The following is a 12,294-nucleotide window of genomic DNA, read 5'->3' as shown; positions in this document are numbered from 1 at the left end:
GCCACCGCGTAGCCGTGACTGGCGTGCAGCCGCAGCACCGGGTGGGTGCCGGCCAGCAGTTGCTGGAGCTGATTGTTGAGCTCCGAGGCCATGCTGTCGATCTGCGGCCCCAGGCGGGCGCGGACCCGCTGCTCCGACCACAACAGCTTTTCCCCCAGTGGCGACAGCCTTGTGCCCTGGCCCTTGCGCATCAGCACCAGCGGCAGGCCGAAGTAATCCGTCCAGCGGTTGAGCAGGTTCCAGGCGTGGCGGTAGGATAGACCGGCCTCGGCGGCGGCAGTGGTGAGTTTGCGGCTGTCCCGTATGCCCTGCAGCAGCGTGAACATGACCGGCTCGAAAAGCTCGCCTTCCTCGGTTCGGAAGACCCAGGCGGGGGCGATGCTGAGTTTTTTGTTATGCATGGTCTGACATATTTTCTGCGATTGATGACGGCCTCTTGGCCATTAGATAGCGGTTTCCATGAGAAGACCAATATGAACATTAAAGCATAGGTAAGGCGTTGCGCCGGCCGGCCGGTAAGGCTGGGTGGCGGCGCCATTCCACCGGGGTTTACCGAGGGCTTCTAGAGTTCGGGAATGCGCACGCCGGCCATCAGCCCGGACCAGTCGATGGGCAGTTGTTTCTGAAGTTGCCTGAGGACCGATGCCTCGGGCGCCAGGGGTGCGGCGCTCTGCTTGCTGGCGTAGAGCACGAAGTTGTTGGTGCGGCTGCGAAACAGCAGCACCGAGGCAAACAGCCGGCGGATGTGTTCGAACAGGGAACTGCCCACATCCGGCAGGCGATGGTAGTTCACCGCCAGCCAGCCCTGGTCCGACAGGACCCGTTCGCACTGGTCGATGAAGCGGGCCTGACCGGGAGCCGGGCTCATGCCGTCGGCGCCATAGAGGTCGGTGAGGATCAGATCGGTACTGGCGTCCTCCATGCGCCGCAGTGCCGGGCGGGCATCGCTGACAGTGACCTGGATGCGCTCGGACTCCGGCAGGGCAAAAAATTCCCGGGCCACGTCCACCACCTGCTGGCGTAACTCCACCGCCCGTATCCGGCACCGGGGCAGTAGATGGTGCAGGGCCGTCACCAGCGTGCCGGCGCCCAGACCCAGCACGGTGGCGTGTCCTGGTGTGTGCCAGGCCAGCGGTAGCAGCATGGCCCGGTTGTACTCGTGCACCGGCAAATGCGGCTTGCGGCGGTCGATCTTGCTCTGCTCGAACACCGAGTCGAAGGTCAGCACCCGGTGACGGCGCTGGTCGAAGACCAGGATGGCGCCCAGGGCATCCCGGGTTTCGTAGATAAGCTCCCCCTTGCGGCTCAGTTTCATGGCGCTCCGTCCGTGCTATTGCCGCCCCAGGTACTGCGCCACGATGGCTTCCCAGGAGGGCGACTCGGTGACGGCCAGCAGGCGCTCGGAAATGGGGCCCCGCAGGGGGCTGCCGTCCGGCAGGGCGAGGGCATAGAGCTGCTGGTCGAAGACGCCCGGCAGCAGGGCCAGGGGGTTGTCCAGCTGCTGGTTACGGTACTGCATCAGGGCGCGGTCATAGACGATGGCGTCGGTCTCCCCGGCGGCCACCGACTGGATGGCGGTGGTCAGGTCCGGGTAGGTCTGGTGCCGGATTCGGGCTTCCAGCAGATAGGCTTCGCTGGCGGTGTCGCGGATGGTGGCCACGGTATGGCCCGGCAGATCCGCCGGCCCCTGGATCTGGTTCTGCAGGTTGCTGACCGTCAGGGAGGTGGTGATGGCGGCGGTGAAACTGGCCACCATGATCAGGCCGGCGAACATCCAGATCAGCGCCACGATTCGGCCCGCCAGTGATGCCGGCGCCTTGTCCCCGTAGCCCACCGTGGTCATGGTCACTGCCGCCCACCAGAAACCCGAGCCTATGCCCTCGGCGGCGCTGCCGCCAAACTGGTCGGGGTTACGGCGCCGCTCGAACAGCCAGAGAATGGCACCGACCGCCAGCAGCAGCGCTGCCAGGGCGCCGATCACACTGATGAACTGCCAACTGAGCAGGCCCCGCAGGCTGCTGAACAGGCTCTGCTCCGGCACGCTGGGGATGCCGATGGCCAGCCCGGTTTGGTAGAAGGGGTGGCTGAAGTCGAAGCGGGCTTCCCGGTTGGCGGTCATAGTCAGTGCGCCAACCGCCACGTCGATCTGGCCGGACTCTACCTGCTTGAGGAGCTCGCTGAAGCCCAGCGGCACCAGCTCGTACTCGCGGTCCAGGCCGCTGGCGATTTCCCGCCACAGGTCGATGCTGATGCCCTGCCACTGGCCGTCGCCGTTCTCGATGACAAACGGCGGCACCGGCGTGATGCCGACTTGCAGAGGTTGGGGCTGCGCGGAAAGAGGGGCGCTGGCAGCCAGCAGCAGGATCAGTGCCAGGCAATGCTTTACTGGGTTCATGGCGTTGTCCGGCCCGCTCAAGGCCGACTCCGGTTCGGGAATGGTGGGTTTTCGCAAAAGGCCTACAACGATACGATGGCGCGGCCGAGGTTGCAAAAACAGGGCCCGTAAGGACAAACACGCAGGCCCGTATTTTTCCTGTAATGACTGTTGAATACTGCGCGTCGGCGCCCTGGTGGCGCCTCTAAAAATCCTGGAGATGGCTGCTATGTCGATTGTGTTGTTTATGCTCGGGCTGGTGTTTCTGATCGTGGGCGCGGAATTGCTGGTGCGGGGTGCGTCCCGGCTGGCGGCGGCCTTTGGTATTGCGCCGCTGGTGATCGGTCTGACCGTGGTGGCGTTCGGTACCAGTTCGCCGGAGCTTGCGGTCAGCGTCAAGGCAGCGCTGTCGGATCAGGCCAGTATCGCGGTGGGCAACGTGGTGGGCAGTAACATCTTCAACGTACTGTTCATTCTCGGCGTGTCGGCGCTGATTGTGCCGCTGGTGGTTTCAAAACAGCTGATCCGCCTGGATGTACCGCTGATGATGGCAGTGTCCGTGGTGGTTCTGCTGATGGCCCTGGACGGCGGCTTTGGCCGTATCGACGGCGTTATCCTGTTTGCCTCCCTGCTGGCATACGTGGCCTTCCTGGTCTGGCAGAGCCGTCGTGACAGCGCTGCTGCAGCGGCCGCCGCCGGCGAGGTGGAGTTGCCCGCCGAAGGCCCTGGCCACCCGGCCAAGAACATCGCCCTGGTCGTGGCGGGCCTGGTACTGCTGGTGATCGGGTCCCGCTGGCTGGTGGACAGCGCCGTGGCCTTTGCCCAGTTCCTGGGAGTGAGCGAGCTGGTGATCGGCCTGACCATCGTCGCCGCCGGCACCTCGCTGCCGGAAGTGGTTACCTCCATACTGGCGGCCATCAAGGGCGAGCGTGACATTGCCGTGGGCAACGTGGTGGGCAGCAACATCTTCAACCTGATGGGTGTGCTGGGCCTGGCCAGCATCATTGCCCCCTCCGGCATTGCGGTGGCGCCGTCGGTGATCAGTTTCGATCTGCCGGTGATGATCGCCGTGGCCTTCGCCTGCCTGCCCATCTTCTTCACCGGGGGCGTCATTACCCGCCTGGAGGGCGCTGTGCTGCTGGCTTACTACGGCCTCTACACCCTCTACCTGATCATGGCCGCCACCCATCATGACAGTCTGGCCGGGTTCAGTTCGGTCATGCTCTACTTCGTGCTGCCGCTGACCGCGCTGACACTGGTGGTGGTCGCCGGCCAGGAAATGCGTCGGTCCGGCCGCGGCCAGAACTCAGCCGGCTGAGCCGGCGGCGCTGTAGAACAGCTGGTTGCATTCTGCCTCCAGCACGCCCCCGGTAACCACCGTGGGCCGTTCCGTGTGCCGCCGGGCTACCTCGGCGGCACGAATGTCCATCTGTGACCAGCCCAGGTTTCCCAGCAGCGGTGTGGCGGTGCCAAAGTAGACCTGGGTCATGCCGCACCACTGGATCGCCGCCTGGCACATGGTGCAGGGCTCGGCGGTGGTATAGAGCGCGTAGCGATCCCAGGCGGGGGCCGCCAGACGGTGGGCACACTGGTTGATGGCGTCGATCTCGCCATGGAAGATAGGGTTTTCCCGGAAGCGGTTGACCCCCCGGGCCACGATGTCACCACTGGTGCGATCCACAATAACCGCCCCGAATGGCTGGTCGGGGGCCTGCCTGGCCATCTCGATGGCCGCCCGCATGTAGTCTTCGTGCGTCATCTGCGTTGCCCTTCTTGAAAATGTCCGCCATCTGGCGCACTGAATCAGTACGCCAGGCCGTGCCGATCCGGATCGCCCTTGCCCATTGCTTTGCCGGTCTGCTTAACTCAGGAGAAGCAGTCACCATTCACCCGGCAAAGGTGAAAGCGACATGACACAAGCCCGAATTGCAGTCATTCCCGGCGACGGCATTGGCCCGGAAATCATGGAAGCCACCCTGAAGGTGCTCGAAGCCCTGGATCCGGACCTGGCCTTTGATCAGGTCGACGCCGGCCAGAGCGCCCTGGATGAGCAGGGCGAGCTGCTTCCGCAAGCCACCCTGGACACCATCCAGAGCAACGGTACCCTGCTCAAGGGGCCCATCACGACGCCGGTGGGCAAGGGTTTTACCTCCGTCAACGTCAGCCTGCGCAAACACTTCGATCTTTACGCCAATGTCCGGCCGGCACTGACCTGGCCCGGCATTCCCGCCCGCTACCAGGATGTGGATATCATCACGGTACGGGAAAACATCGAGGGCGTGTACTCCGGCATCGGCCAGACCATCAGTGATGACGGTGAGCGGGCTGAGCTGCGCAGTGTGGTCACCCGCAGCGAATCCCGGCGGCTGCTGGAATACGCTTTCAACCTGGCGCAGCGCAGGGGCCGTAAGAAAGTGACCGTGGTGCACAAGGCCAACATCATGAAAACCACCTCCGGGCTGTTCCTGGAAACCGCGCAGCGGGTGGCGGAGGATTTCCCGGATCTTGAGTACCAGGAGATGATCGTCGACAACTGCGCCATGCAGCTGGTGCTGGACCCGCACCAGTTCGACACCCTGGTCACCACCAATCTGTTCGGCGACATCCTGTCGGACCTCTGTGCCGGCCTCGTGGGTGGCCTCGGCGTCGCGCCGGGCGCCAACATCGGGGATGACGTGGCCATGTTCGAGGCGGTCCACGGCAGTGCCCCGGACATCGCCGGCAAGGGCGTTGCCAACCCCACGGCGCTGATGCTTGCCGCCGCCATGATGCTGGATCACATCGGCATGGCGGAGGCCGCCGAGCGGCTGCGGAAGGCCATCGGCCGCGCCCTGGAGGATGGCCAGGTGCTGACCCCGGATCTGGGCGGCTCCGCCTCCACCAGCGACTATGCCGAAGCGGTCATCCGGCAGCTATGATCATCGGCCCGACCCTGATCATCATCATCGTCACGGTGGTCACCTCGTTTGCCGCCTGGCAGCGGCCGGGCCTGCTGGACGCCATGATCCTGCGGCCGCCGGCGGTCTGGCGCGGGGAGGCCTGGCGGCTGCTGAGCCACGGCCTGATCCACGCCGACGGCAACCACCTGCTGTTCAACATGATCACGCTGTTTTTCTTTGGCAGTGTCATGGAACAGGTACTGGCGCCGCGGATCGGCGTGGCGGGCTTCGTACTGTTTTATCTCGCCGGTCTGGTGGTGGCCAGTATTCCCGACCTGCTGCGGCGGCGCCACGACCGCGATTACGCCAGCCTGGGGGCGTCCGGGGCGGTGGCGGGTGTGCTCTTCGCCTATATCCTGCTGGAGCCCTGGGCGATGCTGCTGGTGTTCTTCATTCCGGTGCCGGCGGTGGTGTTCGCGGTGGCCTTCGTGGCCTACTCCTTGTGGGCCGAGAAGCACGCCCGCAGCAATCTCAACCATGGCGCCCACCTGTGGGGCGCGGCCTGGGGTGTGGTGTTCATGCTGGCGCTGGAGCCGTCGTTGCTGCCGCGCTTCCTGAACCGCCTGGTGACCTTCTCCGATGCGTCATGAGTGGCCGCCCACCCGGCCGGGGCGGTCGTTGGGAATGGTCAGCATCAGGGCAAAACCCACCAGCAGGAACACCAGGATCGTGCTCATGCCCCAGCGCTGGCTGTCGGTGGCAGCGGTAACGGCTCCCACCAGCAGTGGGCCGGCGAAGGCGGTGGCCTTGCCGGAGAAGGCGAACAGACCGAACATCTGGTTGCGCAGGTGCTCAGGCGAGACCCTGGCCAGATGGGACCGGCTGGCGGCCTGCAGCGGACCCACGAAGATGCCCAGTGTCATACCGAAGACCCAGAACCAGAACACGTCCTCGACCATCAGGATGGCGCCACAGCTCAGGGCCAGTCCTGCAAGTGCCAGCAGGATGGTGTTGCGGCCCCCGAGGGCGTCGTCCACCCAGGCGAATCCCAGGGCGCCAAGACCGGCGGTCACGTTGAGGGCGATGCCGAACTGCAGAACCTGGCTTGTGCTCATGTCGAAGGTGCCGGCGGCGTAGACGCCACCGAAGGTGAAGATGGTGGCGAGGCCGTCGGTGTAGAGCATGCGGGCTACCAGGAAGCGCAGGATGGTGCGGTAACGCCTCACCTGGGCCAGGGATTCCCGCAGCTGGCCAAGCCCGGCCCGCACCGCCTGGGCCGGGCTCAGGCCGGTGCGGGCCTGGTCCGGTGTCAGCAGGAACAGCGGCAGGGCAAACACCAGGTACCAGACCGCCACCAGCACGAAGGTGGCCCGCACGTGTTCGGCCTGGTCCCGGTCCAGACCCCAGAAACCCGGTTCCACCTGGACAAACCCGAACAGCGCCACCACCAGACTCACCACCCCGCCGACGTAGCCGAGCCCCCAGCCCCAGCCGGACCAGCGCCCGAGTTTCTCCGCCGGGGCCAGGCCCGGCAGCATGGCGTTATAGAAGATGAAGGCGAACTCGGCGCCGATAATGCCCAGGCCCACCCAGAACGCCGCCTGCCAGAACTGACTGGCATCGGGGGTTACGAACCAGAGCATGGCGGTGGCCACCACGCACAGACCGGTAAAGGCCACCAGCCAGGGCTTGCGACGCCCGGACTGGTCGGCGATAGCCCCCAGCACCGGCGCCAGGATGGCGATACCGATGCCGGTAATACCGACGATGTTGCCCCAGTACTCGGTGCCCGCCACCTCGTCCCCCACCACCGCCTCGCTGAAATAGCGGGCGAACACGAAGGTGAGGATGATGGTGAAGAAGGCGCTGTTGGCCCAGTCGTAGAGTGCCCAGGCCCAGAGTGCCCGGGGCCGGGCAGGGGTCTGCGGTTGCTGGGTAGAATCGGTTCCGGTCATCCTTGCCCGCCTTTACCCAATTTCACGAAACTACATTCAGTATTGTTTCCAATGATCTGTTTTACCGAACAAATTAAAATTGTAATCATTTGAAATTTTGCCGCATCCCGTCCTGTTTCGATGTCCGCTTATTGACTATAGTCGGTTTTCGTTACCGGACAGATTCCGCTGCCCGGCCCTGGCTCCCGAGGATATCGCCACCCGATGCTGTTTCGGCCTGTGCTCATCACCGTCAGTCTGCTGATGGCCAGCTTTGGCGTCCAGGCCCACTGGGCGGACGCCATCGACCCGGCTATCGAGGCCTTCAGCCCGCAGGCAGACGCCACCGGCGCCGACCTGCCTGCGCCCGACGCGACCGATCGCAGCCTGGTGCTGACGCCGGTGTACCGGAACTGGCTCGGCGAGCGGGTCTCGGTGGCCGGTGACAGCAACCACCAGGACACCCAGTTTCGCGGCAACCTGGGGGTCGCCGCCAACGACCTGACCGGCCTGAATGACGCGCTTTCCCTCAACTACCAGCGTTCGGTGCTGGCCCGGGAGGGGGTCCTCAACCGGGGCCTGGGGTTCAACTACGCCTTCCCCTCCCGTGCCGGTACCATCCGGGTGAACGGCAGCCTTTATGAATACGAGGATTCGGTCACCAGCGCCGATCGCCGTTACGATGTCCGCGGCGACAGCCAGTCGGTCAATGTCAGCGCCAACCGCACCCTGTTCGATCGCGGCGGCACCGAGCTTGCCGCCACCATGGGGGTGGGAGCCCGCGAGGCCCGGAAGCAGGTGGAAGACGACCGTGCCGATACCTCCCAGAGCCGGTTCTCATCGCTGCGGGTGGAAACCCGGCTGCGCCAGACCCTGGCGCTGGATGCCGTGGCCATCACCCGGTTGACCGCGGAGCAGGGTCAGGAGGTGTTCAGGGAGGCCAGTGCCGGCCAATGGTCTGAAACCGCACGCCACGCCTATCACAAGTACAGTATCCAGGGCACCCTGAGCAAACCCCTGTGGCGCTGGCAATGTGAGCTGAACGGTCGCTACCAGGTGGCCCCGGACAGCCTGCCGGGGTCCCACTACCTGGTGGCGGTGAGCCCGGCCATGATGCACGGCTTCGGCGGCCAGAGCCTCTCCGGCAGTCGCGGGGGCTGGTTGCGCCTGGATGCCAGCAGCCCCTGGCAACCCCTGCCGGTGGGGCCGGGGCTCAATACCAGCCTGCGCTTCTCGATACTGCGGGGCTGGGTGCCCCAGACCCGGTCCGAACAGCTCCGCTACGGCAGTGCCAGTGCCGCCGAGGTGGCGCTGAATGTCCGCGGCGGCGGCTTCCAGGCCGGACTGCGGGTGGGCAGCATGCTGTCGGCCTCCGCCAGGGCCGCCGAGCGTCCGGAATCCCCGGACCTGACCCTGTCGTTCTCCGTCCAGCTCTGAGTCACGCCACCGCAAGGCCCGCGTTCGCCGGGCCTGCCACCGGCGCTGCGCTGCTCTGAGGCAGCCCCGCCGGGTCCGCTTTATTCCCTCCGCATCGCCGTGCCAAAAAAAGCCGCATTGCCTGTGCTTCGCTTTGCCCTGCGTTACGTACTTGTCACTTGAACGCCCGTTGCCGGGCATTGTTCTATGGTGGTTTACAAGCTGTCGGCGTCTGCCAGGGGAGGCGAAGTGACGGGCGCAATCGACCGGCCAGTGTCGGGATGACAACGGAGACAGGTGACTCATGCTGCGACAAAAGTTTCTCATCGGCTATCTGCTGGGACTGGTATGGGTGCCCTTGCCGGCAGCGGCACAGGATTTCGATTTTGCCGATGTGGTCGAACGCGCGCGGACCCTGGCCCAAGACCCTTACCGGGCGCCGCAGCCGGCGCCGCAGTTCCTCAGGGATCTGTCCTACGACCAGTACCGGGACATCCGTTTCCGACCCGGCGCCAGCCTCTGGCGTGGCGGCAAATCCGGCTTCGAAGTGATGCTGATGGCGCCCGGCAGCTACTACGGTCACGCCGTCACCCTCCATGAAGTGGACGCCGAGGGCGTGCGACAGCTGCCGTTCGACAAGGACAATTTTTCCTGGCCCAACGACGCTTTTGCCAAGCGCATTCCCGCCGATCTCGGCTACAGCGGCTTCAAGCTCACCTACCCCATGGATGACGAGGCCGGCCAGGACCAGTTCGTGGTGTTCGCCGGGGCCAGCTATTTCCGGGCCGTGGGCGCCGACAACCGGTTCGGTCTCTCGGCCCGCGGCATTGCCATCGACACCGGTCTGGCCTCCGGTGAGGAATACCCGGCGTTTACCGAGTTCTGGCTTGAGCGCCCCGCCGCGGATGCCGATGCCATGGTGGTCTACGGCTTGCTGGACGGCCCCAGTGTGACCGGGGCCTACCGCTTTGTGGTCCGGCCCGGGAATACCACCCGGCTTGACGTCAGCGCCCGGCTGTTCTTCCGGGACGGTGTTGCCATGCTGGGTCTGGCGCCGCTGACCAGCATGTTCTACTACGGTGAGAACACGCCCCGACCGGTGGGCGAATGGCGACCCCAGGTGCACGACTCCGACGGCCTGCTGGTGCACGACGGTATGACCGGCGAATGGCTGTGGCGCCCCCTGATCAACCCCCGCAGTCTGCGGGTCAGCTTTCTGCAGGCCACGGATATCCGCGGTTTCGGACTGATCCAGCGGGACCGCGCCTTCCATCAGTTCGAGGACGGCGAGGCCCGCTATGACCAGCGCCCCAGCGCCTGGGTGGAGCCGGTGGGGGACTGGGGCAGTGGCGAAGTGGTGCTGGTGGAGATTCCTACCCGGGGCGAGAGCAACGACAACGTGGTGGCCTTCTGGCATCCGCAAGACGAGATTGGTGCGAATGAGGAGATGGAGCTGGCCTATCGGCTGTTCTTCGGTGGTGAAGACACCGTCCGTCAACCGGGTGGCCGGGCCCTGCGTACCTATGTAGGTAGTGATGTGGGCGATGCCAACCGCATTGGCGGGGGTGGTGCCGACAACGCCCTGCGGGTGGTGGTGGATTTTGCCGGTGGCGAGCTGTCCGCGCTGGCACCCGACGCGGCGGTGGTCAGCGACGTCACCGGCGTTGCCGAGACCGAGGTGCTGGAACATTACGTCGAATACCTGCCGGCGAAGCAGGCCTGGCGGCTCTCCATGCTGCTGCGTCCCGCGGCCAGCGGGCTAATGGCGGCGAGGGCGTTCCTGCGGCTGGGGGATCGCGCACTCACCGAAACCTGGACCTATGAGCTGCCGGCGCAGACCGGCATCCGCGGCCCGTCCCAATAACGCCGGGCGCGGCTGGAACCGGAACAACAAGGAGCGGACATGGCGAAGACACTCTGCCAGCTGGCACTGGATCGGGTAATCGCCTATGTGAGGGGCTATGGTATGGAGCCTACCCCGGCCGTCTGCCGGCAGGCCCTGCGGCTGGTGGACGCCGCCATGGACGAGGGCAGCGAGGATCTGATGGCCCGGGTCATCGACCGGGTGCCGGACTTCTTCGAGTTGCCGGAGCTGCAGCTCCCCCGGCAGCGGCCGCCAATGAAGCGGGGCAGCATTGGATACTACCGTCATGGCTGATGGCGCCGGACCGCTGCGGGTCGGTATGGAGAATCTGGCGACCGCCACACCGGTGGCCAGGCCCTGGCGTGGCGTCGCCTTCTGGCGGCGGTCCCTGCTGGCCACCCTGGTGCTGGGCCAGACCCTGGTGGCCAGCTACTACCTGCTGTGGGTGTTGCCGTACCACGGTGACACCCTGGTGGAGAAAGGTCTGGTGGCCCTGTTTGCCGTACTCTACGCCTGGATTGCGGTGGGTTTCTGGACCGCGGTCATCGGACTGGTGTTGCGCCTGACCGGTGGTGACCGGCACTCCCTGCTCAAACGTCACAGCGCCGAGGAGCTGGACGCCACCGTGCTGGCGCCGACGGCGGTCGTCATGCCCATCTACCATGAACCGGTGCAACGCACCCTGCGTGGCTTGCGGGCCATCTACCGGGACATCGAACGGGCCGGCGAGATCGAACATTTCGAGTTCTACATCCTGTCCGACAGCCGCGACCCCAATGTCTGGCTGGAGGAGCAGGCTGCCTGGCAGCGCCTGTGCGATGAACTGGGTGCCGACGGGCGCCTGTTCTACCGCCGCCGCACCGTCAACCTGAACTACAAGAGCGGCAACGTGGCGGACTTCCTTCGCCGCTGGGGCCGGCGCTGCCGCTATATGATCGTGCTGGACGCCGACAGCCTGCTCAGTGGCCACACCCTGGTGCGGATGGTCCAGCTGATGCAGCGGGAGCCCCGCACCGGCATCCTCCAGACCAACCCCAACCTGATCAACGGCCAGTCACTGTTTGCCCGCCTGCAGCAGTTCGCCAACCGGGTCTACTCGCCCCTGTTCGCCACCGGCCTGGCGGCGGTGCAGATGGGCGACGCCGCCTTCTGGGGTCATAACGCCATCATCCGGGTGGCGCCTTTCATGGCCCACTGCGGCCTGCGCAAACTGCCGGGCTTCGGCCTGTTCAGCGGCCCCATCATGAGTCACGACTTCGTGGAGGCCGCCTACATGGGGCGGGCCGGCTACGAGGTCTGGCTGGAACCGGGGCTGGGGCAGAGCTATGAGGAGTCGCCCCCCACCCTGGCGGATGAGCTCACCCGCGACGAGCGCTGGTCCAAGGGCAACCTGCAGCACCTCTGGGTCATGCTGTTCGGCCGCGGCCTGCGCTTCGCCCACCGGCTGGCGTTCCTCAACGGCATCATGGCCTACCTGGCGTCACCACTCTGGCTCGCTTTCCTGGTGCTGACCACGGTGGCCGCCGCCCAGATGGCACTGGCGCCGATCGACTACTTTCCCGAGGGTTATCAGGGCCTGTTTCCCCTGTGGCCGGAATGGCGGCCGATCTGGGCGGTAGCCCTGGCCCTCAGTACCCTGGCGCTGCTGTTTCTGCCCAAGTTCCTGGCGGTGCTGGATGTTGTGGCACGGAGGCAGGAGGCGGGGTTTGGTGGTGTTCCCCGGCTGCTGCTCAGCGTGCTGCTGGAGAGTGCGATCTCGGTTTTGCTGGCCCCCATCCGCATGCTGGCCCACAGCCGCTATGTGCTGGGTGGGCTGTTCAATGTCTC

General features: G+C 65.6%; 11 protein-coding genes and 1 pseudogene. 7 read left to right on the top strand and 5 right to left on the bottom strand.

The features are described from left to right. The 3 genes and pseudogenes from R3280_RS13430 to R3280_RS13420 all read right to left on the bottom strand — a co-directional run. Nucleotides 1-401 (bottom strand): annotated as a pseudogene (locus tag R3280_RS13430) (LysR family transcriptional regulator); the annotation flags it as partial. A 161-nt stretch (nucleotides 402-562) separates the two neighbouring features. Next, nucleotides 563-1,315, bottom strand: a complete 753-nt coding sequence (locus tag R3280_RS13425; protein WP_318999120.1) for a spermidine synthase — start codon at nucleotides 1,313-1,315, stop codon at nucleotides 563-565. A 15-nt stretch (nucleotides 1,316-1,330) separates the two neighbouring features. After that, nucleotides 1,331-2,395, bottom strand: a complete 1,065-nt coding sequence (locus R3280_RS13420) for a transporter substrate-binding domain-containing protein (RefSeq protein ID WP_318999119.1) — start codon at nucleotides 2,393-2,395, stop codon at nucleotides 1,331-1,333. A gap of 199 nt (nucleotides 2,396-2,594) precedes the next feature. Between R3280_RS13420 and R3280_RS13415 the strand changes: the two genes are divergently transcribed. After that, on the top strand, nucleotides 2,595-3,692 hold the full coding sequence (locus tag R3280_RS13415) for a calcium/sodium antiporter (protein WP_413468779.1): 1,098 nt from the start codon (nucleotides 2,595-2,597) through the stop codon (nucleotides 3,690-3,692). Here R3280_RS13415 and R3280_RS13410 read toward each other — a convergent pair. Beyond that, complete coding sequence (locus tag R3280_RS13410) at nucleotides 3,681-4,133, bottom strand: nucleoside deaminase (RefSeq protein ID WP_318999117.1); 453 nt, start codon at nucleotides 4,131-4,133, stop codon at nucleotides 3,681-3,683. The two genes, R3280_RS13415 and R3280_RS13410, sit on opposite strands and share 12 nt — an antisense overlap. Before the next feature lie 151 nt (nucleotides 4,134-4,284). Between R3280_RS13410 and R3280_RS13405 the strand changes: the two genes are divergently transcribed. Together R3280_RS13405 and R3280_RS13400 are read left to right on the top strand one after the other, a co-directional pair. Further along, a complete protein-coding gene (locus R3280_RS13405; RefSeq protein WP_318999116.1) occupies nucleotides 4,285-5,292 on the top strand; it encodes an isocitrate dehydrogenase in 1,008 nt (335 codons plus the stop codon). Then, nucleotides 5,289-5,903 (top strand): rhomboid family intramembrane serine protease, encoded by a 615-nt coding sequence (locus tag R3280_RS13400; protein ID WP_318999115.1) that lies wholly within the window; start codon nucleotides 5,289-5,291, stop codon nucleotides 5,901-5,903. The genes R3280_RS13405 and R3280_RS13400 overlap by 4 nt, the downstream gene beginning before the upstream one ends. On the opposite strand, the gene R3280_RS13395 is transcribed toward R3280_RS13400, so the two are convergent. After that, the gene (locus R3280_RS13395; RefSeq protein WP_318999114.1) at nucleotides 5,898-7,208 is read right to left on the bottom strand and encodes an MFS transporter; all 1,311 of its coding nucleotides are present in this window, start codon (nucleotides 7,206-7,208) and stop codon (nucleotides 5,898-5,900) included. The genes R3280_RS13400 and R3280_RS13395 overlap by 6 nt on opposite strands. Before the next feature lie 204 nt (nucleotides 7,209-7,412). Between R3280_RS13395 and R3280_RS13390 the strand changes: the two genes are divergently transcribed. The 4 genes from R3280_RS13390 to mdoH form a co-directional block, all read left to right on the top strand. Continuing rightward, the gene (locus tag R3280_RS13390; protein WP_318999113.1) at nucleotides 7,413-8,624 is read left to right on the top strand and encodes a ShlB/FhaC/HecB family hemolysin secretion/activation protein; all 1,212 of its coding nucleotides are present in this window, start codon (nucleotides 7,413-7,415) and stop codon (nucleotides 8,622-8,624) included. A 283-nt stretch (nucleotides 8,625-8,907) separates the two neighbouring features. Next, a complete protein-coding gene (locus R3280_RS13385) occupies nucleotides 8,908-10,467 on the top strand; it encodes a glucan biosynthesis protein G (RefSeq protein WP_318999112.1) in 1,560 nt (519 codons plus the stop codon). 39 nt (nucleotides 10,468-10,506) lie between these two features. Continuing rightward, a complete protein-coding gene (locus R3280_RS13380) occupies nucleotides 10,507-10,761 on the top strand; it encodes a hypothetical protein (protein ID WP_318999111.1) in 255 nt (84 codons plus the stop codon). Between the two features lie 25 nt (nucleotides 10,762-10,786). Then, the coding region (mdoH, locus tag R3280_RS13375) for a glucans biosynthesis glucosyltransferase MdoH (RefSeq protein ID WP_318999122.1) at nucleotides 10,787-12,294 on the top strand (1,508 nt) is incomplete at its 3' end.

Source organism: Marinobacter sp. (genome assembly GCF_033722195.1).
Taxonomy (GTDB): Bacteria; Pseudomonadota; Gammaproteobacteria; order Pseudomonadales; family Oleiphilaceae; genus Marinobacter.
The sequence above is the reverse complement of the archived record's forward strand: the minus strand, read 5'-3'. Positions and strand labels throughout refer to the sequence as shown.

Excerpts from the sequence above, each read along its gene's own strand:
- R3280_RS13425 (WP_318999120.1), bottom strand. The coding sequence starts at position 1,315 with ATGAAACTGAGCCGCAAGGGGGAGCTTATCTACGAAACCCGGGATGCC.
- R3280_RS13420 (WP_318999119.1), bottom strand. The coding sequence starts at position 2,395 with ATGAACCCAGTAAAGCATTGCCTGGCACTGATCCTGCTGCTGGCTGCC.
- R3280_RS13415 (WP_413468779.1), top strand. The coding sequence starts at position 2,595 with ATGGCTGCTATGTCGATTGTGTTGTTTATGCTCGGGCTGGTGTTTCTG.
- R3280_RS13410 (WP_318999117.1), bottom strand. The coding sequence starts at position 4,133 with ATGACGCACGAAGACTACATGCGGGCGGCCATCGAGATGGCCAGGCAG.
- R3280_RS13405 (WP_318999116.1), top strand. The coding sequence starts at position 4,285 with ATGACACAAGCCCGAATTGCAGTCATTCCCGGCGACGGCATTGGCCCG.
- R3280_RS13400 (WP_318999115.1), top strand. The coding sequence starts at position 5,289 with ATGATCATCGGCCCGACCCTGATCATCATCATCGTCACGGTGGTCACC.
- R3280_RS13395 (WP_318999114.1), bottom strand. The coding sequence starts at position 7,208 with ATGACCGGAACCGATTCTACCCAGCAACCGCAGACCCCTGCCCGGCCC.
- R3280_RS13390 (WP_318999113.1), top strand. The coding sequence starts at position 7,413 with ATGCTGTTTCGGCCTGTGCTCATCACCGTCAGTCTGCTGATGGCCAGC.
- R3280_RS13385 (WP_318999112.1), top strand. The coding sequence starts at position 8,908 with ATGCTGCGACAAAAGTTTCTCATCGGCTATCTGCTGGGACTGGTATGG.
- R3280_RS13380 (WP_318999111.1), top strand. The coding sequence starts at position 10,507 with ATGGCGAAGACACTCTGCCAGCTGGCACTGGATCGGGTAATCGCCTAT.